Here is a 20,749-nt window from a genome sequence, read left to right on the forward strand (position 1 = left end):
GCCCTGGCGCGAGACGGCCGTGGCCCGAGGCGGCGGACGGACCGACGCGCCTCCCGATGTTCACCTCCGTGATAGGTACGCCCCCTATGGTCGCGTCGTGAGTCCTCGCCTCAGTCGATCCGCCGCCGCCCTCCGCCGGGCCCGTGCCTGGAACGACACGGGGCACCGCGTCGCCGAGCGCTGGGCGGTCATCCGCCGGCACCCGCACGCGATCTGGTGGGCGTTCGTCAGCCTGCACCTCACCGTGATGCTCGCCCTGACGCCGATGATGCTCACCGGCGACGTCACCGGCGACCTCCCGCTCTACCGTTCGTGGGCGAGCGGCGCGCTCGCCGACGGCCGTTGGCCGGTGCTCGACTTCGACTGGGTCTACCCCGCGGGTGCGCTCGGGCCGATCGTGCTGTCGAACATCCTGGGCGAGTCGCTCTACCAGTTCGTCTGGCTGCTGCTGCTGACCGCCGTCAACGCCGGGGCGCTCTGGCTGCTCACCGACCGCGGGCGACGCACCGTCGACGCCACGGCCGCCTGGTGGTGGCTGCTCATCCTGTTCCTGCTGAGCCCCGTGGCGTTCCTGCGGCTCGAGGGGTTCAGCGCCCCGCTCGTCGTGGCCGGGCTGCTGATGCTCGCCACCCGGCCGAGGGTCGCCGGCGCGCTGCTCGCCCTCGCGACCTGGATCAAGGTCTGGCCCGCCGCGGTCGTCGCCGCCGCCGTCGCGGTGTCGCGCCGTCGGGGCTCCATCGTCGGGGCGGGCGTCGCGACGAGCGCGGCCATCGTGGGGCTCGTCGTCGTGGGCGGCGGCGCCTCGCACCTCGACAGCTTCGTCACGATGCAGTCGAGCCGCGGCCTGCAGGTCGAGGCGCCGATGGCTACCCCCTGGCTCTGGATGGCGATGCTCGGGGTGCCCGGCGCCTCCGTCTACGAGAACGTGGGGCTCGCGACGAACGAGGTCATGGGGCCCGGCGCCTCGGTGCTGATCAACGGCAGCACCGGTCTGATGTTCGGGGTGCTGTTCGCGCTGGCCGTGCTCGTCGCCGTCGCCGCCCTGGGTCTGCCCGGTGCCCGTCGCGGTGCCCGGGCCGTCGATGAGACCGGCGTCGTGCTGCTCGGCGCCCTCGCGCTGACGACCACGTTCGTCGCCCTCAACAAGGTCGGCTCGCCGCAGTACGTGCTGTGGATCGCGCCCGTCGTCGCGGTCGGGCTGGCGCTCCGGCCCGAGCAGTTCCGGGTGCCGGCCCTGCTCATCGGCTGGTCGGCCGGGCTGACGACGCTCGTGTTCCCGATCCTGTACCTGCCCCTCCTCGATCTGAATCCGTTCGCGGTGGTGGTGCTCGCGGCCCGCAACGTGCTGATCGTGGTGCTCTTCGGCTGGTGCGTGCTGCGGGTCGTGGCCGCCGCGCTGGCGGCCGTCGGCGTCACCGGGCGCCCTCTGACGCCCGAGGCCGTCGGCATCGGGCTGAGATCCGCCCGATAGAGGTCAATCTGGGCCTCCCGGGCCGTGCTGTGGCAGCGTGGAGAGTCCAGAGCACGACAACGAGCAACTAGGAGCACTCATGAAAGGCAAGATCCTCTTCGTCGCAGGAGCGGCTGTCGGGTACGTCCTCGGAGCCCGCGCGGGCCGTGGCGCCTACATCAAGATCAAGGACCGCGCCGGCGATCTGTGGGAGAACCCCTCGGTGCAGAAGACCGTCCACCAGGCGGAGGACTTCGTCAAGGACAACGCCCCCGTCGTCGGATCCAAGCTGAAGGACGTCGCGAACGACGCCGCCTCCGCCGCCCAGTCGACCGTCAAGTCCGCCACGAAGAAGGCCGACAAGGTCGCCGACCAGGCGAAGGCCAAGGCCGACGAGGTGGGATCGAAGGGCGCATCCGCCACCGGTGCCGACAAGGGCGACGCCGACACCGGCGACCGCGACAACGGCACCTCGAAGCTCCCGGGAGTGAGCGTCGGTGACTGACCTCAAGAACCCGCAGGAGAGCACGAAGAAGTCGCTCGGCTCGCTGCTCGGCAGCCTGCCCGAGCTGATCTCGCGCCTCATCCGCGGTGAGATCGCACTCGCCAAGACCGAGCTCTCGACGAAGCTGAAAGAGGTCGGGGTCGGTGCGGGTCTGCTCGTCGGCGCCGCGCTCTTCGGGTTCTTCCTGCTCGCGGTGCTGCTGACCGCTGCCGTGCTGGGGCTGTCGACCGTCGTGGCCCCGTGGTTGGCCGCCCTGATCGTCGCCGCCGTGCTGCTGATCATCACCGCCGTGCTCGCCCTGCTGGGCGTCAAGGCGCTGAAGAAGGGCGTGCCGCCGACCCCCGAGAAGACGGTCGCCAGCGTCAAGGCCGACGTCACCGCTCTGAAGGGCCAGGGAACCTATGACTCCCCGCAGCACTGACCCGGCCGGGAAGAACGAGCCGAAGCCCGACCCCGAGCGCGAGCTCGCCGAGGCGAGGGCCGAGGAGGCGCGGGCCGAGAAGTCCGGCGGCTCCCGCGACGAGACGGCCCCGGAAGACGAGAAGGGCCCGCGCCCCGGCGCGAGCATCCCCGAGATCGAGCTCGACCTCGCGCGCACCCGCGAGGAGTTCGCGGCCACGCTCGACGCCATCGAAGACAAGCTCAGCGTGCCGGCGCACGCCCGCCGCCTCAAGGCGAGCGTCAAGCGGCGGTACTCCGACGACCCGAAGCCGGTCGTCGCGGCGGCCGCCGCGGGCGCCGCCGGCCTGGCGGCCATCGTCGCCGGCGTCGTCAAGGTCGCCCGGCGCTGACCGCCTCGGCGCCGACCGGCCGGTATCGGCCGGCCGGCGGCGACCGCCTCGGCGCGGTGGCGGTCCTCGCGACCGGCACCGCGCCTCCTGGGCTCACCACCCGCATCTCCACGACAGGACACCCCATGGCCCAGAAGAGCACCGAGCGCGAGCAGCAGGCGCCGTCGGCGGACGACGAGCGCAAACCGCAGGAGCTGACCGACGTGTCGAAGCCCTCGTGGGGGTACGTGCTCGGCAAGACGCTCCGCGAGTTCACCCGCGACCAGTGCACCGACCTCGCCGCGGGTCTGACCTACTACGCCGTGCTCGCGATCTTCCCGGCCCTGCTGGCGATCGTGTCGCTGCTCGGGGTCGTCGGGCAGGCCGGGGCGACGGCCGACGCGGTGCTCGACATCATCCGGCAGCTGGGGTCGCCCGACGTCGCGAAGCTGCTCGAGGGCCCGATCGAGCAGCTGACCGGGTCGCCGGCGGCCGGCGTCGCCCTGATCGTCGGTGTGCTCGGCGCGCTGTGGTCGGCCTCCGGGTTCGTCGGCGGCTTCGGGCGCGCCATGAACCGCATCTACGGCATCGACGAGGGTCGCCCGATCTGGAAGCTGCGCCCGACGATGCTCGGCGTCACCGCGTTCACGGTCGTGCTGATCGTCGCGGCCGGGCTGATCCTCGTGCTCAGCGGGCCCGTCGCCCAGACGGTCGGCGACCTGGTCGGACTCGGCTCGACAGCGGTCTTCGTCTGGAACATCGTCAAGTGGCCCGTGCTCGCGGTGATCGCCATCGTGATCGTGGCCGTGCTCTACTACTGGGCCCCGAACATCAAGCAGCCGAAGTTCAAGTGGATGAGCATCGGGTCGCTCGTCGCCCTGGTCATCTGGCTGATCGCGTCGGTCGGCTTCGGCTTCTACGTCGCGAACTTCTCGAACTACAACGCGACCTACGGCTCGCTCGGCGCCGTGATCGTGTTCCTGCTCTGGCTCTGGATCACCAACAACGCGCTGCTCTTCGGCGCGGAGTTCGACGCCGAGCTCGAGCGCGGACGTCAGCTGCAGGCCGGCATGAAGGCCGAGAGCGCGATCCTGCTGCCGCCGCGCGACACGGCGCAGACCGAGAAGAAGGCCGCCGCGCTCGCCAAGGACGAGCTCGAGGGCATGCGCCTGCGCCAGGCGGCGGCCGCCGAGATGGCGCGTCAGGGCGAGGAGCGACCCGAGGCCGACGGCGAGGGCGGTTCGGCCCCGTCGGACGAGCACCCGGAGCCCGGCGAGCCCGACTCGGGCAAGCGCCGCGACTGAGCGCGCGCCGGGCTGGCCGCGTGCCGGGTTGGCCGCGTGCCACGCCGGCCGCGCGCCGGGCTGGCCGCGCGCCGGGCTGGCCGCGTGTTACACCCCGAAACCCGCGCTACACCCCGATTCTTCGGGGTGCGGCGCGGGTTTCGGGGTGTCGCGTGGGGCTCGGCTCAGAACGAGAAGCCGAGCTCGGCCGGGTACTCGCCGCGGGCGGTGAGCGTGGCGGCGGCGTCGCGCAGGTGCGACAGCGTCAGACCCATGGTGGTGGGGCCGAAGCTGACGCGCGAGACCCCGAGCTCGGCGAGACGGGCCAGGGGCACGGCCGACGGGTTCGAGATGACGCTGATCTTGCCGTCGATGCGGTCGAGGGCGGCCTTGACGAGGTCTTCGGTGCCGAGGCCGAGCACGAAGGCGCAGTCGGCGCCGGCGGCGAGGTACGCGTTGGCGCGCGTGACGGCGTCGTCGAAGCTGTCGGGGTCGCCGGCCAGGGCGTCGACCCGGGCGTTGATGACGATGGGCACCCCGGCGCGGTCGCCGGCCTGGCGGGCGGCGGCGACCTTCGAGACCTGCGTGTCGATGTCGTAGAGCGGGGCCTTGGCCTGGCCGATGCTGTCTTCGATGTTGAGGCCGGCGGCGCCCTCCTCGATGAGGCGGAAGACGTTGTCGAGCGTGCCGGCGGCGTCCGAGGCGTAGGCCTTCTCGAAGTCGACGGACACGGGCAGGTCGACGGACCGGATGATGATGCGTGCCGCGGCCAGCATCTCGTCGACGTCGAGGCCCTCGCCGTCCTCGACGCCGTGCGCCTCGCTGATGGAGTGGGAGGCGGTGGCCAGGGCGCGCACGCCCGGTGCGCCGGCGACGATGCGGGCCGTGATGCTGTCCCACACGTTCGTCACGATCAGCGGATCGCCGGGGACGTGCAGCGAGCGGAGCAGTTCGGCCTTCTCGGCCGTGGAGGAGATGGACATGCCCCCAGCCAACCAGCCCGCGCTGTGCGGCACCAGCCCCGCGCGCGCTGCCGCCCTCGCCCCGACCCCAGGAGTCCGCTCAGGCCCCCGTGCGCGCGCTGGGGTCGGAGCGGTTTCCTGGGGTCTCGGCGACCCACGGCCATCGAGGTGACGCGAACGGGGCCCTGTCACGCCTGCGGGGCGCGATCCGGGTCACATCGATGAGGCCGCGAGCGCGGGTCAGGCCGCCGCGAGCGCCGACGTGGGCGGGATGCGCGCCGCCCGCGACGCGGGGTAGAGCCCGCTGACGCCGCCGATCACGACCGTCGCGACCAGCCCGCCGACCGCCGCCCACGCCGGCACCACGACGGGCCAGCCCTGGCTGAGCGCGAACACGGCCGTCACCGCGGCCCCGAGCGCGACGCCCACGGCGCCGCCGAGCAGCGAGAGCAGCAGCGACTCGACCAGGAACTGATCGCGGATGTGCCGACGGCGTGCGCCGAGCGCTCGCCGCACCCCGACCTCCGCCCGGCGCTCGAGCACCGTGATGACCATGGTGTTGGCCACTCCGATGCCGCCGACGAGCAGCGCCACCCCGCCGATGCCGAGCAGCAGCCCGGTGAACGACGCCTCGGACGCCTGCTGGGCGGCGAGCGCCTCGGACGGCCGGCTCACGGTGACCGCCGTCGGCTCGGCGGGGTTGACCGTCCGGGCGAGGACGTCCCGTACGGCCGCGACCCGCTCGGGGTCGGCGCGGGCGAACAGCCGGGTGGGGCGGCCGTCCCAGCCGAACTCGTCGGCGGCCGTCGACTCGGGCACGAGGGCGGAGCTGTCGAGGTCGGGGGCGAGGGGCAGCGGCGCGAGCACGCCGACCACCGCCACCCAGCGGCCGTCGATCCAGACGCGGCTGCCCGGATGCACCCGGTCGAGACCGAGCGTGGCGGCGGCCGTCGACCCCAGCACGACCTGGGGCAGATCGTCGGACGCGTCGCCGAACCAGGTGCCCGACGACATCTCGCTGCGCAGCACCTCCTCGAGGTCGCCGAGGGCCACGTCGAGGGTTATGCCGCCCGAGGCCGCCGCGGGGATCCGATCGCTGCGGTAGACCCGCTGACCGGGCACCCGGCCGACACCGGCCGCCTGCTCGACGTCCGGGCGGCGGTCGAGCATGTCCCGCGAGGCCTCGGGCAGAGGGACGTCCGTGCCGAGGGCGTCCCGACCGGGGGTGACCTGCAGCAGGTTCGTGCCGAGGCCGTCGAGCACCCGGGCGAGAGCCGCCTGGCTCGACGAGGAGATCCCGACGACGGCGATCATCGCCGCGATGCCGATCGCGATGCCGAGCGCCGACAGCACGACGCGCGCGGGTCGGGTCCGCAGCCCGAAGACGCCGAGTCCGACCAGGTCGCGCGCCGAGAGCCGACCGGGTCGACGCCTGCTCACCGGAGCACCTCGCCCTCGATCAGACCGTCGCGCATGCGAACCCGGCGGGGCAGGGTGGCCGCCAGCGACAGGTCGTGCGTGATGACCACCACGGTCGTCCCGCCGGCGTTCAGGTCGTCGAGCAGACGCAGGACGGCTGCGCCCGACACCGAGTCGAGGGCGCCCGTGGGTTCGTCGGCGAGCAGCAGCGCGGGTTCGCCGACGATGGCCCGGGCGATCGCCACGCGCTGCTTCTCGCCGCCGGAGAGCTGATGCGGGCGGTGATCGACGCGGTGACCCAGGCCGACGCGGCCGAGGGCGCCGCGGGCCCGGTCGATGCGCTCGCGGCGGGGGACGCCGGCGTAGAGCAGCCCGTCGGCCACGTTCTCGGTGGCCGTCGCACCCGAGGCGAGGTGGAAGTGCTGGAAGACGAAGCCGATGTGCTCGGCGCGGAGTCTCGACAGGGCGTCGTCTCCGAGCCCTCCGACCTCGTGACCGGCCACCCGGACCGATCCGGTCGTAGGGCGGTCGAGCGTGCCCATGACGTTCAGCATGGTCGACTTGCCCGAGCCGCTCGGCCCGACGACCGCCAGGAACTCGCCCCGGGTCACACTCAGGTCGACGCCCCCGAGGGCGGCCAGCCCGCCGTAGACCTTCGTCACGCCGCGCAGCTCGAGCACGGCCTCGGCGGCCGTCGGGGTCGTCGTCGCCTCCGAGGAGGCGCGGGTCGTCCCGACGAGACCGCCCACGGTCTCGACCCCGCTCACGACGGCACCACGACCTCGTCGCCCTCGGCGAGCCCGTCGCCCGAGACCTCGGCGCGCCCCTGGGCGAAGAGACCGGTCGTCACGGGGACGCGCTCGGTCTCGCCGCCCGACCGCACGACCTCGACGACGTAACCGTCGTCTCCGGCGAGGAGGGCCGTCACGGGGACGCTCAGCACGCCCTCGCGGCGCTCGCCGTCCACCACCAGGTCGACCGCGGTCGACGTCGACGTCCCCTCGGGCGGATCGCCGTCGAGCCCGACGGTGACGACCACCTCGTCGTCGCCACCCGGCGCCGGGTCGTCACCCGCGCCTCCGGAGGGTTCGCCCACGGCCTGGACCGAGCCGGGCACCGTGGTGCCGTCGGGCAGGCGGACCTCCACGGGCCCGCCGCCGGGGAACCGGGCGAGATCGGGAGGCGAGACGGAGGCCGTCACCACGAGTGCGGTCGGGGTGTAGCCGTAGACGGCCGAGCCCGCCTCGTCGCCGACCCGCCCGATCGGGTCGGCGACCCGGATGTCGCCGGGGACGAAGGCGATGTCGGACGCATCGAGGCCGCCGGTGCGCGTCCGCCCCCGGTCCGTCTGCCAGCGCGTGACGGCGTCGCGCGTCGAGGAGTCGAACCACTCGCCGTCCGAGACCTCGTAGCCGAGTGCGCGCAGGTTCTCTTTCAGCTGGGTGACGTCGGCCCCGCGCAGACCCTGCACGAGGGGGCGCCAGAGCGGCACGGCACCGTGCATCGCCCGCACCGGGCTCTCGTCCACCGAGTAGAGGACGCCGTCGCGGCCGATCTCCTCGCCGAAGGCCGGGAGCCCGGTGACGACGCCCGTCCCGGCGGACGTCAGCGGCACCGGGGTGCCGTAGCCGAGGGTCGCGGGGACGCGCTTGCCGTCGACGAGGTCGCCGAGCACGACGGGGGCGGTGGGGCGCTGGACGCCGCCGGCCGAGGCCGACGGAGCGCTGCCGCCGGCCCCGCCCTCGATGAGCGAGCAGCCCGTCAGAGCCGCGACGCAGAGCGCACCCGCGACGACGCCGACGAGGGCCCGGCGGTGCGCCGGGCGGTGGCCAGGGGGGCGGTCGGGCTGGCGGGCGGGGCTCATTCGCCCGACCCCTCGGCGGAGGGGCCGAACCGCTCGCTGCAGGCGAAGAAGGCGTCCTGCTCGGGGGTGCTGCTGGTGGTGCTCCAGCTCGTCTGCGGGAACGCGCCGTCGACCGGGTCGGGGAAGTCCTCGAAGCCCTCCTGGCGGACGCACTCGGCGACCTTCAGCTGGGACTCCTGCCACTCGGCCAGTTCGGCCGCGGAGGGCTCCTCGGCGGCCTCCCCGCCGCCCGCGGACTCGGGCAGGCCCTCACGGCACTCGGCGAACGCGGCCGCGTACTCGTCGGCGTCCGCCCCGTTCGGGACGGCCACGACCATGCCCTCGTCGAGGTCGGGATCGTCGACGTCGTACCCGGCGTCGCGGAGGCACTGTCCGAGCTGGGCCGACGCGCTCGTGCCGCCGCCCGCCGACGTGGCGGCGGAGGTGGCGTCGTCGTCCGTGCTGCACCCGGCCAGCAGGGCCGGCAGCAGCACGGCGCAGACCGAGAGCGTGCCGAGGGCGGATGTGCGTCGACGCGCGGACCGGCGGTCACGGAACGGCGCGGATGCGGGGGAGGTGGAGGTCATGGGGTGCCTTTCTCTGGCGTGATGATGGGCGGCTCCGTACCGGGTCGTCGTGCGGAGATCGGTGACCATCTCACCGAGGGGGGTGTCTCGGGGCCGTGGCCTCGACGGTTACGTCGGCGAAACGCGATGTCCGTAATATGATGTGAATAATTCTCGTCGCCTGGACGGCGGCGGAGGACGACGGGAGGGGATCGATGCGAGTCCTGGTGGTGGACGACGAGGTGGCGCTGGCCGACCTGGTCGCCGCGGGGCTGTCGCGGCAGGCGATGGCCGTCGACGTGTCCTACCGCGGAGACGAGGCCGACGAGATGCTCGCGGTCAACGACTACGACGTGGTCGTGCTCGACCGCGACCTGCCGGGCCTCCACGGCGACGTGGTGGCACGACAGGTCGCCGAGCGGGGCGACGCGACGCGCATCCTCATGCTCACGGCGGCCGGCGACCTGCACGATCGCGTCGGCGGGCTCGAGCTCGGAGCGGACGACTACCTGGCGAAGCCGTTCGAGTACCCCGAGCTCGTGGCGCGGGTGCGAGCGCTCGGACGCCGGTCGGGGGCGGCGACGCCGCCGGTGCTCCGATCGGGCGACCTCGAGCTCGACACCAACCGCCACCTCGCGACCCGCAGGGGGCTCGACCTGGGGTTGTCCACGAAGGAGCTCATGGTGCTCGAGGTCCTGCTGCAGGCCGACGGGCGCATCGTCAGCGCGGAGGAGCTGCTCGAGAAGGTCTGGGACGCCAACATCGACCCCTTCACGAACGCCGTGCGCGTCACCGTCAGCAAGCTGCGCCGCAAGCTCGGCGAGCCCGATCCGATCCGCACCGTCCCCGGTCGCGGCTACCGGCTGTGAGACCGGCACCCCCGGCGCCCCCGGCGGCCCCGACGACTCCGGCGGCCGACGGTCTCGGGTCGTTGAACCGGAGGCGGCGGAGCATCGGCCTCCGCACGGCGACCACGTTCGGGGTCGTCTTCGCCGTCCTCGCCGCGCTCGTGCTGCTCGGCGTCGGCGTCGCGACGTCGCAGGGCGTCGCCCTCAGCCTCGAGGGCGTCCCGTCGTCACCGGGGTCGCCGTCGTCGCCGGGCTCGCCGATCGCCGTCGAGCGTCCCGTCGGCAGCGCGGAGCCGGGCGACGACACCCTGACCGCGGCTCGCGTCGTCGGGACGATCGTGGCGCGGCAACAGCTGATCTGGTCGACCGTCGGCGTCGCGGCGGCGTCCGTGATCGCGGCCGGGGCCGGGTGGTTCGTGAGCCGCCGCCTGCTCCGCCCGATCGACGACATCGTCGCCGCGACCCAGCGCATCACCGCGAGCACCCTGCACGAGCGCATCGGTCTGACCGGCCCGAGCGACGAGCTCTCGCGGGTCGCGTCGACCATCGACGGGCTGCTCGACCGGCTCGAGGCCTCGTTCGAGGCCCAGCGCCGCTTCGTCGCCTACGCGTCGCACGAGCTGCGGACACCGTTGGCCGTGCAGCGCGCCGCGCTGCAGATCGGCCTCGACGACCCCACGCCCGACGAGGTCGCCGCGATCCGCGATCAGCTGCTCGAGGTCAACCGCCGCAGCGAGCACCTCGTCGAGAGTCTGCTCGCCCTCGCGACGGCCGACCGCGGGCTGGCCGCCGGGGCTCTCGAGCCGGTCGCCGTCGGGGACGTCGTCGACGAGGTGGTGACGGGCGTCGCCGACGCGGCCCGCGCCTCCTCGGTGCACGTGGTCGTCGACCGCGGCTCGTTCCGCGCCGTCGAGGGCGATGCGGTGCTCGTGGGGCAGCTGGTCCGCAACCTCGTGGCCAACGCCGTCGAGTACAACGAGCCCGGCGGGTGGGTGCGCGTGAGCGGCTCGGACGACGCGGTCGACGCGGTCGTCGTCGTCGAGAACTCGGGGCCGGTCGTCGACCCGGAGGTCGCCGCCACGCTGACGCGGCCGTTCACGCGCGTCGCTCCGACGGCGGCACCGGTGGCTGCGGCCTCAGGAGGCGCGGCTACCGCGGGGCCTGCAGGCTCCGGAGGCGCGGTGCCCGCCCGGCACAGCGGCCTCGGTCTCGCGATCGTCGCCTCGATCGCCCGCGCCCACGGGTGGACGGTCGAGGTCGCGCCGCGCGAGGGCGGTGGCCTGCGGGTCGCGGTCGGCTGACGGACCCCATCGAGGCGACCCGAACGGTGCCTCAGCATGCCCGCCGGGCCCGATTCGAGTCACCTCGATCGACGAGACCCCAGGAAACCGCTCAGACCCCCGTGCGCGAGCTGGGGTGTGAGCGAGTTGCTGGGGTGTGAGCGAGTTCCTGGGGTGCGGGCGGGCGTCAGGAGGCGCGGGTCGCCTCGGCGAGGATCGCCGCCACCCGACCGGGCACCGTGTCGTCCTGCAGGCTCGTCGTGTCCCCGAGCGGGCGGCCGTCGACGATGTCGCCGAGCAGCCGGCGCATGATCTTGCCCGAGCGGGTCTTCGGCAGGTCGGGCACGACGAGCACGGTGGCGGGCTTGGCGATGGGGCCGATCTGGTCGGCCACGTGCGCTCGCAGCACGCTCGACAGCGACCCCGCGAGCGGAGCCCAGACCTGCGGTTCGGAAGCGGACCCGGCGTCGGGCACCGCGCCTCCTGCGGGCCTCGCCGCCGGCACCACGAACGCGGCGATCGCCTGCCCGGTGCGCTCGTCGGCGACCCCGACGACCGCGGCCTCGGCCACCAGCGGGTGCGCCACCAGCGACGACTCGATCTCGATCGTCGACAGCCGGTGTCCCGACACGTTGATCACGTCGTCGACGCGGCCCAGCACCCAGATGTCGCCGTCGGCGTCGTACTTCGCGCCGTCGCCCGAGAAGAACCAGCCCTGCCGCCAGTACTTCGCCCAGTACGAGTCGCGGTACCGCTCGGGGTCGCCCCAGACGGTGCGGGCCAGCGACGGCGGCGTCCGCTGCACGACGAGGTAGCCGCCGGCGCCGTTCGGCACGCGCGCTCCGGCCTCGTCGACGACCGCCGTCGAGACGCCCGGCAGCGCCCGCAGCGACGAGCCGGGCTTGAGCGTGTCGACCCCGGGCAGAGGCGCCATGACGCTCGCACCCGTCTCGGACTGCCACCAGGTGTCGACGATGGGGCACTCTCCGCGCCCGAACTGCTCGTGGAACCACACCCACGCCTCGGGGTTGATGGCCTCGCCGACCGTGCCGAGGAGGCGCAGCGACGAGATGTCGTACGTGTCGGGGAGTCCGTCGGGGAACCACGACGACAGCGTCCGCACGAGGGTCGGCGCCGTGTAGTAGGTCGTGACGCCGTACCGCTCGATGATCTCGAGATGCCGGGCGGGGTGCGGGGTGTCGGGAGTGCCCTCGTAGATCACCTGCGTGAGGCCGTTCGAGAGCGGCCCGTAGATCTCGTAGGTGTGCGCCGTGACCCACGCGAGGTCGGCCGTGCACCAGTGGACGTCGTCGGGCTTCGCGTCGAAGACCGCCCAGTGCGTGTAGCTCGCGGCCGTGAGGTAGCCGCCGCTCGTGTGCACGAGCCCTTTCGGCCGACCCGTCGTGCCGCTGGTGTACATGATGAACAGCGGCGTCTCGGCGTCGAAGTGCTCGGGGGAGTCGGTGTCGGGCTGAGGGTCGACGACGTCGTGCCACCAGAGGTCGCGTCCGTCCGTCCAGGGCAGGTCGGGGGTCCGATCGCCCGTGCGGCGGACGACGAGCACGTGCTCGATCCCGTTGTCGCCGCTGACCGCGTGGTCGGCGTTCGCCTTGACCGGCACCGCGCCTCCTCGGCGGAACTGGCCGTCGGTGGTGACGAGCAGCTTCGCGCCGGTGTCTTCGACCCGGAACTTCAGGGCCTCGCCCGAGAACCCGCCGAAGACGAGCGAGTGGATCGCGCCGATCCGCGCGATGGCGAGGGTGACGACGATCGTCTCGGCGATCACCGGCAGGTAGACGACCACGCGGTCGCCCTTCGTCACACCGAGCGATCGCAGTCCGTTGGCCGCCTTGACGACCTCGCGCTGCAGCTGCGCGTAGGTGATGTCGCGGCGGTCGCCCGGCTCGCCCTCGACGTGCAGCGCGACCTTGTCGCCCCGACCGGCGGCGACGTGCCGGTCGACGCAGTTGACCGCGACGTTCAGACGGCCGCCCGCGAACCAGGTGGCCTCGGGCACGGTCAGCTCGCCGTCGGGGCCCTCGGCGACCGGCGACCAGGTGTGCGCCGTGCGCCACGGGGTCTCCCAGTCGAGGCGGTGCGCCTGCTCCTCCCAGAAGGCGACCGGGTCCGCTGCCGCGCGGGCGTGCTCGGCGGCCGTGACGTTCGCGGTCGCGGCGAGCCCAGGAGGCGCGGGGAACGTCCGTCGCTCGTCGAGCAGATTCGAGATGGTGTCGGTCGTCGCCATCCGTCGATGCTACGAGTCGCCCCGGCGCGGCATCGGGCGGCGGGCAACCCGGCGTAACACGGCGGGTCGTGCGGAATCGCGCGTCGCGCCTTACTCTGAGCAGGACTCCGTTCCGGACGTCGGTCGGCGCCCGCGCCGGATCGCGACGACTCCTGGCGCGACGACAGGAGCAGACGTGACCAACCCGACCGGTCGTGGGCGCGTTCGCCTCGGCACCGCCCTCGCGCTCGCCGGCGCGCTCGTGCTCGCCCCGGTGGCGGCGTCCGCCGCGGAGCCGGCACCGGCGCCTTCTCCGGTCGTCGAGCCGGGCCCCGCCGTCGACACGGCCCCCGCCGCGGACGCATCGGCGCCTGCCGCTGAGGCGCCTGCTGCGGAGGCTGCTGCGGAGGCGCCTGCTGCGGAGGCGCTCGCCCCGGAGGCGCTCGCCCCCGGCGAGCTCATGAACTACGTCGTCAACGTCGCCCCCACCGAGGCCGCGACGACCGGGGCTCGGGCGGCCGTCGTGGCAGCCGGCGGAATCGTGCTGATGAGCTACCCCGAGATCGGGGTGGTGACCGCGCAGTCGACCGCCACCGGGTTCCTCGACGCGATCCGCGCCTCCTCGGTGGTGCGGTCGGCCGGGCCCACGCGTCAGGCGGCCGTCACCGAGGGCGCCGTCGCGGCCGACTGGGAGGGTGGCACGCTGTCCATCGACCGGCCCCGCGCCGAGGCCGCCGTCACCGCGGCGCCGCTCGACTCGCAGCAGTGGGACATGGACGCGATCGGAGCCCCCGAGGCCCGCTCGATCGAACCCGGCGACGCCGACGTGCTGGTCGGCGTGCTCGACAGCGGCATCGCCGTCGACCACCCCGACCTCGCGTCGCAGGTCGACCCCGCGGCATCGGTCGGCTGCTCGGTCAATGGCATCCCCGACGGCGACCAGGCGGCCTGGGTGCCCGTCGACGACAGCGAATCGCACGGCACGCACGTCGCCGGCACGATCGGCGCGGACGCCGACGGCGACGGCATCACCGGCGTCGCGCCGGGCGTCACGCTGGCGAGCGTCAAGGTGGTGAACCACGACGGCTTCATCTACCCCGAGTACGCGCTCTGCGGCTTCATGTGGGCCGCCGCCGAGGGTATGGACGTCACGAACAGCAGCTACTACGTCGACCCCTGGGCGTTCTGGTGCGAGGGGCAGCCCGAGCAGCAGCCGGCGCTCGACGCCGTCGAGAAGGCCGTCGCCTGGTCGCAGCAGCAGGGCGTGCTGAACATCGCCGCCGCCGGCAACGAGGACTACGACCTCGCGAACAAGACCACCGAGTCGACGAGCCCCGACGACGGCGTCTACGACACCGCGGGCGCCTACGTGTCCGGGCCGCGGATCATCGAGGACCGCGACGTCTCGCAGGGCTGCGTCGACCTGCCCGCCGGCGTCGACGGCGTCGTCACCGTGGCCTCGGTCGCGCAGCAGCCCGACGGCAGCGTCGCGAAGTCGTCGTTCTCGAACTACGGCGAGGGCGAGATCGACATCGCCGCCCCGGGTTCGGGCATCGTCAGCACGGTCTTCGGGGGCGGCTTCGACGTGTACAGCGGCACGTCGATGGCGTCGCCGCACGTGGCCGGCGTGGCCGCGCTGCTGGCATCGGTCCACCCCGACGCGGGGCCCGCAGAACTGCGGGCGCTGCTGATCTCGCAGGCGACCGACCTCGGCGACACCGCGCTCTACGGCGCCGGCCTGGTCGACGCCTTCGCGGCGGTGACCGACGACCTCGACCTCGGCCCGACCGCTGCCGTCGCGGACGGCCGGGTGCAGGCCGGTGTGCCGTTCCGGCTGCTCGGGGCCGGGTTCGCGCCCGGCGAGACGGTGACGCCGACGCTCGAGGTCGGCGGGGTCGATAGCCCGGCCGCGGACCTCACCGCCTTCGACGCCGACGCCGACGGCCGCCTCGGATCGATCGGCCGACTCGACCCGGGCACCCCGGTGGGGCCGGGCACGATCGTGCTGACCGGGAGCTCGGGCAGCAGCGACCGGGTGGACGTCGAGATCGGCGCCCCTCTGGCCGGTCCGCGCATCGACTCGCCCTCCGCGGGCCAGGTCGTCGTCGGCTCCCGCGTCGTGGTGACGGGTCTCGCGGCACCGGGTGCCGCCGTCGCCGTCGCCCTGGTCCCGCCCGGCGGCGTCGCGGGGGCGGAGGCGTCCGCCGCTGCGGCCGCGGCCCTGGCCGCCGCGGCCGATCGTGCCGAGGCCGGCGGCGACCCCGCGCCTCCCGAGCCGTTCGACACCGGTTCCGCGGTGACCGCCACGGCCGTCACCGCCGACTCCACGGGAGCCTGGCGCGTCGAGTTCACCGGCGTCCCCGAGGGCGACCACGTCGCGCTGGGGCTGGTGCAGGTGCTCCTCAGCGGGAGCGTCTCCGGGCAGGGCGAGCCCGTGGCCTTCAGCGTGAGGGCGGCTGCGGCCGAGGTGCCGGGTGCGCCCGCCGTGCCTGGTGGGCCGGGTGCGCCCGACTCGCCGGTGCCCGTGTCGCCGGCCGACCCGGCCGACCCGGCGGGCACGGCCGACGCGGCCGACGCGGCCGACCCGGCGGGCACGGTGCCCGTAGCGGTCGCGGCGGGCGGGTCCGCGCAGCTCGCCTACACGGGGTCGGAGCCTGCGCAGGGTCTCTGGACCGCAGCCGCTCTCGTGATCGCCGGTCTCGTGCTCGTCGTGGGCGGGGGCGTCCGCCGCCGCCGCTCGGGCTCGTCCTCGTCCTCGCCTGTGGATGACAGAGGTCGATCTCCCCTCCCCAGGGGCGGCCGCGCCTAGGGCCTGTGGACAACAGCGGCCTGATCATGGATCACACAGGCATGAGGCATAAAAGCATGTAGCATTCCCGGGAGTCGACGACCCCGGGAGGATCCATGTCGCAAGAAGGCAGCGCGCCCGCGGGTCGCGCCGTCCGCCGAGAACCCCGCGGCAGACGTCTCGACATCCAGGGCCTCCGGGCGGTGGCCGTGCTGGCCGTCGTCGTCGAGCACGTGTCGGGCTGGCCCCGGGGCGGCTTCGTCGGGGTCGACGTCTTCTTCGTGCTGTCCGGGTTCCTCATCACCGGTCTGCTGGTCCGAGAGCACAGCCGCACGGGGCGCATCTCGATGCGCGGCTTCTACCTCCGCCGGGTCAAGCGGCTGATGCCGTCGGCGCTCGCCGTGCTCGTCGTCACCCTCGCGGCGGTGGCGGGTCTGCTGTCGACGAACCGTCTGATCTCGTCGGCCGTCGACGCCGGCTGGTCGGCGGTCTTCCTGGCCAACTGGCACGAGGCGGCGCAGGGCACCGACTACTTCGCCGCCGACGGGCCGATCTCGCCCTTCCGGCACTTCTGGTCGCTGTCGGTCGAAGAGCAGTTCTACCTCGTCTGGCCCCTCGTCGTGCTGCTCGTCGCCGCGGTCTCGGCCCGGCGACTGCGCGGGGTGCTCGCGGCCGTCCTCGTGGTGGTGTGCGCCGCCTCCTTCGTCTGGGCGGTCGTCCAGACGGCGGACGCCCCGGTGCTCGCGTACTACTCGACGCTCACCCGCGCATGGGAGCTGGGCGCGGGGGCGCTGCTGGCCGTGACGATCGGGGTCTGGCGAGCCGCGCCTCCTGCGGTGGGCACCCTCCTGTCGTGGCTGGGGCTGCTGGTCATCGTCGCCTCGATGGCGATGATCGACGAGGCCTGGGGGTTCCCCGGCCCGTGGGCCGTCGTGCCCGTGGCGGCGACCCTGGCCGTCCTCGCCGGCGGTTCGGTGCCGGGCGCGCGATCGCCGGTCGTGCTGACGAACCGGGTCGCCGGCTACATCGGCGACATCAGCTACTCGCTCTACCTCTGGCACTTCCCGGCACTCGTCGTCATCCGGTCGATCGCGCCCGAGTCGACGGCGGCCGTGTACATCGCGGCGTCCTCGCTCGCCGTCGTCTGCCACCACCTCGTCGAGAAGCCGGCCATGACCGCGTCGTGGAGCCTCCGCGACCGGCCGCGTCGGAGCGACCGCCCCCGCACGCCCGGTCGGGGCCGCGAGCAGCGAGTGGCCGCGGTCGGGGCGCTCGCCGTCGTCGCCGCCGCGGTCGTGGCCCTCGCGGCCGACAACGTCCGCCCGCTGCCCGCGCCGCCGGTGATCGCGGCGGGTGCGACCGGCGCCTCGGGGGCGCCGGGCTCCTCGGGCACGGGTGCCGCGGGCGGCGCGGGGGAGGGCGACGGACCTGCAGGAGGCGCGGGTGGCGTCGACGAGGCCGGCGGCACCCCGGCCGTGGGCCCGGCCGGCACGGCCCTCCGCGAGCAGGTGGCCGCGGCCCTCGCCACGACCACCTGGCCAGAGCTCGACCCGCCCGTCGACGGGGTCGTGCCCGGGGGTGCGAATCTGCCCTGCGGCGACATCACGAGACTCGCCCCCGTCGAGCGCTGCACGTTCGGGCCCGCCGACGCGAGCACGACGGTGATGCTGGTCGGCGACTCGACGGCGGCGCACCAGCTCGACTCGTTCGTCGCGCTCGCCGAGGCGCCCGACAGCGACCTGCGGGTCGTCGGGCGGGTCGGGTTCGCCTGCTCGTTCGTCGACCTCGCGTGGGACACCGACGACACCGCGGACTGCGCCGACTACCGGGCCGCGACGCTCGAGGCCGTCGAGGCGACGAAGCCCGACGTGGTCGTGGTGCAGAACACCTACGAGCCCATGCCCCTGGCCGACGCGGGGCGTGACGCCACGGTGGCCGAGCTCGCCGACGGGCTGGCCCGGTACCTCGACCGGATCGAGCCGCACGTCGGACAGGTGGTGCACCTGTCGCCCCCGCCGCCCGGTGCGAGCGTCCGCGAGTGCTACCGGCCCGGCGGGTCGCCCGTCGACTGCATCACCCGGGTCGGCGGGCCCTGGCTCGAGCGGGCCGTCGCGATCGGCGAGGTCGTCGCAGCCCGCGAACAGCCGTGGATCGACGCCCGCGACTTCACCTGCCTCGAGAACGTCTGCCCGGCCTTCGTGGGCGACTCCGTCGTCAAGATCGACTACGTGCACTACTCCGGCCCGTTCGCCGTCGACATGGCTCCGGCGCTCGGCGAGAGTCTCGCGGCCGCCGGGGTGACCGGCTTCGGCGAGGGGCCGTGACCGATTCCCAGCGAACACGGACGTTCGGGGGTCGTCGCCGATGGCCATCGCGATCGGCCTGTGGAGAACCCGACCCGCGCCTCCGGTGGACCGCTCGGTCGGGCTTGGCCCGCCCGGGCCTCGTGACTACGGTGGGCCGCTGTCCCGCTCAGGGGCTCGAGACATCCCGCCGTCGTGCGGGCGTCACGACGGCACCGCACGTCACCCCGCTGCCCGGGCTGCGGTCGCCGCCATCCGACCTATCTGGTGAGAGGCGGGCAGCGGTTCGAGCGCGTCAGCGCCGTGCCGGGGTGACCTCGACGGAGCACACGTACACATGTCACGAATCACACGCGCCACCACCTCCGCCCACGACGCCGGGTCCGCCCGTACCAAGACCGGCCGCGGCAAGACCCGCGGTCTGCTCGGCACGGCCGCGGTCGTCGCCCTCGCCGGCGCCGGCATCGGGCTCGCCGCAGCACCTGCGAGCGCGGCCGACGTCGCCACCTGGGACGCCCTCGCGCAGTGCGAGAGCGGCGGCAACTGGGCGATCGACACCGGCAACGGCTACTCGGGCGGGCTCCAGTTCAGCCCCAGCACCTGGGCCGCCAACGGCGGCACCGGGTCGGCCGCGAACGCCAGCAAGAGCGAGCAGATCGCCGTCGCCGAGCGCGTCCTCGCGTCGCAGGGTTGGGGCGCCTGGCCCTCGTGCTCGGCGCAGCTCGGACTGAGCGGCACCAGCGGTGCGGCTCCCGCACCCGCCGCAGCACCGGCACCGGCACCGGCACCGGCACCCGCGCCCGCCGCCGCGCCGGCGCCTCAGGCCGCTGCGCCGAGCACCGGGTCGACCACGACCGCCCCGGCCGAGGCGGCAGCGCCCGCGGCACCCGCCGCGCCGGTCGTGCCCGAGATCGCCGCCGTCCCGACCAGCGGCGAGACCTACACGGTCGAGGCCGGCGACAGCCTCGACCTCATCGCCACCGACCTCGACATCGAGGGCGGCTGGATCACCCTGGCCGGTGCGAACCTCGACACCGTCACCGACCCGAACGTCATCACGGTCGGTCAGGTGCTGCAGCTGCCCGCCGAGAAGTAGGCGCCGCGCCGAGCAGGCGACCGACGCCCTCGAGGGCGTGACGAGGAGGCACGGGGCGACCCGCGCCTCCTCGTCGCATGCCTAGGATGGTGCGGACCGCCAGCTGAAGAAGGACTCCGTGACGAAGGCCCCCACCGTCTACGACGTGGCCGCGCACGCCGCCGTCTCGATCGCGACGGTGTCGCGGGTGCTCCGCCGACCCGACGACGTCCGCCCCGAGACCCGCACCCGGGTGCTCGACTCCGTGCGCGCGCTCGGGTACGTGCCGAGCGGCGCGGCCCGCGGGCTGGCGGGGCGGCGGCACGGCGTGCTCGGGCTGTTCCTCCCCGGGCACGACGCCATCGACGAGCCCGAACCCGACTGGGCGGTGCTGACCGACTCGAGTCGCATCCCCCTCCTGGACGACAGGGAGGCGCGGGTCGCCGGGCCGGTGGCGACCGGCTGTCACTGGTCGAACCCGGCCAACCTCTACTTCGACGAGGTGCTGCGCGGTGCCGAGGTCGAGTCGTGGCGGCGCGGGTTCGCCCTGATGGTCGCGGCCGGTCGCGGGTCGAGTCGCGAGGTGATCGTCAACGACATCGCCGGGCGGGTCGACGGGCTCGCCGTACTGGCGCAGACCGTGCCGGCCGATCTGCTCGCGCACGTGTCGCGGCGGATCCCCGTGGTCGTCCTCGCCGACTCGCGGCCGGGCGACGAGCTCGACCACGTCAGCGTCGACAACGTCGCGGGCATGCGCGCCCTCACCTCGTTCGTGCTCGACGGGCGCGGGGTCGCCGACGTCGTCTACGTGACCGGCCCCTCCGACTCGCCCGACGAGGCCGACCGGCATCGCGGGTTCGACGAGGCCGTCGCCGGGCGCCGGGCCGCCGGCGGGGCCGATCTCCGGGTGCGCGTCGAGCGCGGCGACTTCAGCCGCGACGGCGGACGCCGGGTCGCGGAGGCGCTGCTCGCCCCCGGGTCGGGCTCTGCCGGTGCCGGTGCCGGTGCCGGGCCCGCGGTCGGCGGGCGCGCGCTGCCCGACGCCGTCGTGTGCGCCAACGACCAGACGGCGCTCGGGGTGCTCGACGTCTTCGATCGGGCCGGTGTCGATGTGCCCGGGCGGGTGCGGGTGACGGGATTCGACGGCATCGAGGCCGGTCGCTTCTCGACTCCGCGTCTCACGACGGTCCGGCAGCCGATGGGCGAGCTGGGGCGTGTCGCCGTCCGCTCGATCGTCCGGCGCCTGACCGACCCCGGGATGCCGCCGCAGCGCGTCACCCTGCCCGTGGAGGTCCTGCTCCGCGAGAGCTGCCCGCCCCTCCTGGGGCCGGCTCGCACCTCCTGAGGCCGGCCCGCGCCTCCTCGGCTCGCGGCTCCTCGGCCCGGCCCTCGCCTCCTGAGTCCGGCCGCGCCTCTTCGACCCGGCCCGCGCC

The 20,749-nt window shown here is 74.2% G+C and carries 17 protein-coding genes; 11 read left to right on the forward strand and 6 right to left on the reverse strand.

Features of this window, described 5'->3' with window-relative positions; all coding sequences use genetic code 11:
- The first annotated feature begins 97 nt into the window (after positions 1-97).
- The 5 genes from SOM11_RS11440 to SOM11_RS11460 all read left to right on the forward strand — a co-directional run bounded on the left by SOM11_RS11440 (position 98) and on the right by SOM11_RS11460 (position 4,029).
- Complete coding sequence (locus SOM11_RS11440; protein WP_192061624.1) at positions 98-1,471, forward strand: glycosyltransferase 87 family protein; 1,374 nt, start codon at positions 98-100, stop codon at positions 1,469-1,471.
- 79 nt (positions 1,472-1,550) lie between these two features.
- Complete coding sequence (locus SOM11_RS11445) at positions 1,551-1,955, forward strand: YtxH domain-containing protein (protein WP_192061623.1); 405 nt, start codon at positions 1,551-1,553, stop codon at positions 1,953-1,955.
- Positions 1,948-2,376, forward strand: coding sequence for a phage holin family protein (locus SOM11_RS11450; RefSeq protein WP_192061622.1), 429 nt, complete (start codon positions 1,948-1,950; stop codon positions 2,374-2,376). The genes SOM11_RS11445 and SOM11_RS11450 overlap by 8 nt, the downstream gene beginning before the upstream one ends.
- Positions 2,357-2,746, forward strand: a complete 390-nt coding sequence (locus SOM11_RS11455; RefSeq protein WP_320478076.1) for a DUF3618 domain-containing protein — start codon at positions 2,357-2,359, stop codon at positions 2,744-2,746. The genes SOM11_RS11450 and SOM11_RS11455 overlap by 20 nt, the downstream gene beginning before the upstream one ends.
- Before the next feature lie 125 nt (positions 2,747-2,871).
- Positions 2,872-4,029, forward strand: a complete 1,158-nt coding sequence (locus SOM11_RS11460; RefSeq protein ID WP_320478077.1) for a YihY/virulence factor BrkB family protein — start codon at positions 2,872-2,874, stop codon at positions 4,027-4,029.
- Between the two features lie 164 nt (positions 4,030-4,193).
- Here the strand turns inward: SOM11_RS11460 and SOM11_RS11465 are convergent, their stop codons facing one another.
- From SOM11_RS11465 to SOM11_RS11485, 5 genes are all read right to left on the reverse strand, one after another.
- Positions 4,194-4,991, reverse strand: a complete 798-nt coding sequence (locus tag SOM11_RS11465; protein ID WP_320478078.1) for an isocitrate lyase/phosphoenolpyruvate mutase family protein — start codon at positions 4,989-4,991, stop codon at positions 4,194-4,196.
- Positions 4,992-5,210: 219 nt separating this feature from the next.
- Positions 5,211-6,410, reverse strand: a complete 1,200-nt coding sequence (locus tag SOM11_RS11470; RefSeq protein ID WP_320478079.1) for an ABC transporter permease — start codon at positions 6,408-6,410, stop codon at positions 5,211-5,213.
- A complete protein-coding gene (locus SOM11_RS11475) occupies positions 6,407-7,069 on the reverse strand; it encodes an ABC transporter ATP-binding protein (protein WP_320478149.1) in 663 nt (220 codons plus the stop codon). Before SOM11_RS11475 ends, SOM11_RS11470 begins: the two co-directional genes overlap by 4 nt.
- An 83-nt stretch (positions 7,070-7,152) precedes the next feature.
- A complete protein-coding gene (locus SOM11_RS11480) occupies positions 7,153-8,253 on the reverse strand; it encodes a peptidoglycan-binding protein (protein WP_320478080.1) in 1,101 nt (366 codons plus the stop codon).
- Positions 8,250-8,819, reverse strand: a complete 570-nt coding sequence (locus SOM11_RS11485; protein ID WP_243215974.1) for a hypothetical protein — start codon at positions 8,817-8,819, stop codon at positions 8,250-8,252. Before SOM11_RS11485 ends, SOM11_RS11480 begins: the two co-directional genes overlap by 4 nt.
- Before the next feature lie 194 nt (positions 8,820-9,013).
- On the opposite strand from SOM11_RS11485, the gene SOM11_RS11490 reads away from it, so the two are divergent.
- Together SOM11_RS11490 and SOM11_RS11495 are read left to right on the forward strand one after the other, a co-directional pair.
- Entirely contained in the window at positions 9,014-9,667 is a 654-nt protein-coding gene (locus SOM11_RS11490; RefSeq protein WP_192061616.1) for a response regulator transcription factor, read from the forward strand.
- Entirely contained in the window at positions 9,664-10,947 is a 1,284-nt protein-coding gene (locus SOM11_RS11495) for a HAMP domain-containing sensor histidine kinase (RefSeq protein ID WP_320478081.1), read from the forward strand. The genes SOM11_RS11490 and SOM11_RS11495 overlap by 4 nt, the downstream gene beginning before the upstream one ends.
- Before the next feature lie 166 nt (positions 10,948-11,113).
- Here SOM11_RS11495 and acs read toward each other — a convergent pair whose 3' ends face one another.
- On the reverse strand, positions 11,114-13,171 hold the full coding sequence (gene acs, locus SOM11_RS11500; RefSeq protein ID WP_320478082.1) for an acetate--CoA ligase: 2,058 nt from the start codon (positions 13,169-13,171) through the stop codon (positions 11,114-11,116).
- 175 nt (positions 13,172-13,346) lie between these two features.
- On the opposite strand from acs, the gene SOM11_RS11505 reads away from it, so the two are divergent.
- From SOM11_RS11505 to SOM11_RS11520, 4 genes are all read left to right on the forward strand, one after another.
- The gene (locus SOM11_RS11505) at positions 13,347-15,959 is read left to right on the forward strand and encodes a S8 family serine peptidase (protein WP_320478083.1); all 2,613 of its coding nucleotides are present in this window, start codon (positions 13,347-13,349) and stop codon (positions 15,957-15,959) included.
- A 95-nt stretch (positions 15,960-16,054) separates the two neighbouring features.
- Positions 16,055-18,262: an acyltransferase family protein gene (locus SOM11_RS11510; protein ID WP_320478084.1), complete on the forward strand. Its 2,208-nt coding sequence runs from the start codon at positions 16,055-16,057 to the stop codon at positions 18,260-18,262.
- Positions 18,263-18,578: 316 nt separating this feature from the next.
- The gene (locus SOM11_RS11515; protein WP_320478085.1) at positions 18,579-19,337 is read left to right on the forward strand and encodes a transglycosylase family protein; all 759 of its coding nucleotides are present in this window, start codon (positions 18,579-18,581) and stop codon (positions 19,335-19,337) included.
- A 118-nt stretch (positions 19,338-19,455) separates the two neighbouring features.
- Positions 19,456-20,661, forward strand: a complete 1,206-nt coding sequence (locus tag SOM11_RS11520) for a LacI family DNA-binding transcriptional regulator (RefSeq protein WP_320478086.1) — start codon at positions 19,456-19,458, stop codon at positions 20,659-20,661.
- Positions 20,662-20,749 lie beyond the last annotated feature (88 nt).

Source organism: Frigoribacterium sp. CFBP9029 (assembly GCF_034045305.1).
Taxonomy (GTDB): domain Bacteria; phylum Actinomycetota; class Actinomycetes; order Actinomycetales; family Microbacteriaceae; genus Frigoribacterium.

What these genes read in the sequence shown, in the direction of transcription:
- SOM11_RS11445 (WP_192061623.1), top strand. Translation starts at nt 1,551, where the DNA reads ATGAAAGGCAAGATCCTCTTCGTCGCAGGAGCGGCTGTCGGGTACGTC.
- SOM11_RS11455 (WP_320478076.1), top strand. Translation starts at nt 2,357, where the DNA reads ATGACTCCCCGCAGCACTGACCCGGCCGGGAAGAACGAGCCGAAGCCC.
- SOM11_RS11460 (WP_320478077.1), top strand. Translation starts at nt 2,872, where the DNA reads ATGGCCCAGAAGAGCACCGAGCGCGAGCAGCAGGCGCCGTCGGCGGAC.
- SOM11_RS11465 (WP_320478078.1), bottom strand. Translation starts at nt 4,991, where the DNA reads ATGTCCATCTCCTCCACGGCCGAGAAGGCCGAACTGCTCCGCTCGCTG.
- SOM11_RS11480 (WP_320478080.1), bottom strand. Translation starts at nt 8,253, where the DNA reads ATGAGCCCCGCCCGCCAGCCCGACCGCCCCCCTGGCCACCGCCCGGCG.
- SOM11_RS11485 (WP_243215974.1), bottom strand. Translation starts at nt 8,819, where the DNA reads ATGACCTCCACCTCCCCCGCATCCGCGCCGTTCCGTGACCGCCGGTCC.
- SOM11_RS11490 (WP_192061616.1), top strand. Translation starts at nt 9,014, where the DNA reads ATGCGAGTCCTGGTGGTGGACGACGAGGTGGCGCTGGCCGACCTGGTC.
- acs (WP_320478082.1), bottom strand. Translation starts at nt 13,171, where the DNA reads ATGGCGACGACCGACACCATCTCGAATCTGCTCGACGAGCGACGGACG.
- SOM11_RS11510 (WP_320478084.1), top strand. Translation starts at nt 16,055, where the DNA reads ATGTCGCAAGAAGGCAGCGCGCCCGCGGGTCGCGCCGTCCGCCGAGAA.
- SOM11_RS11515 (WP_320478085.1), top strand. Translation starts at nt 18,579, where the DNA reads ATGTCACGAATCACACGCGCCACCACCTCCGCCCACGACGCCGGGTCC.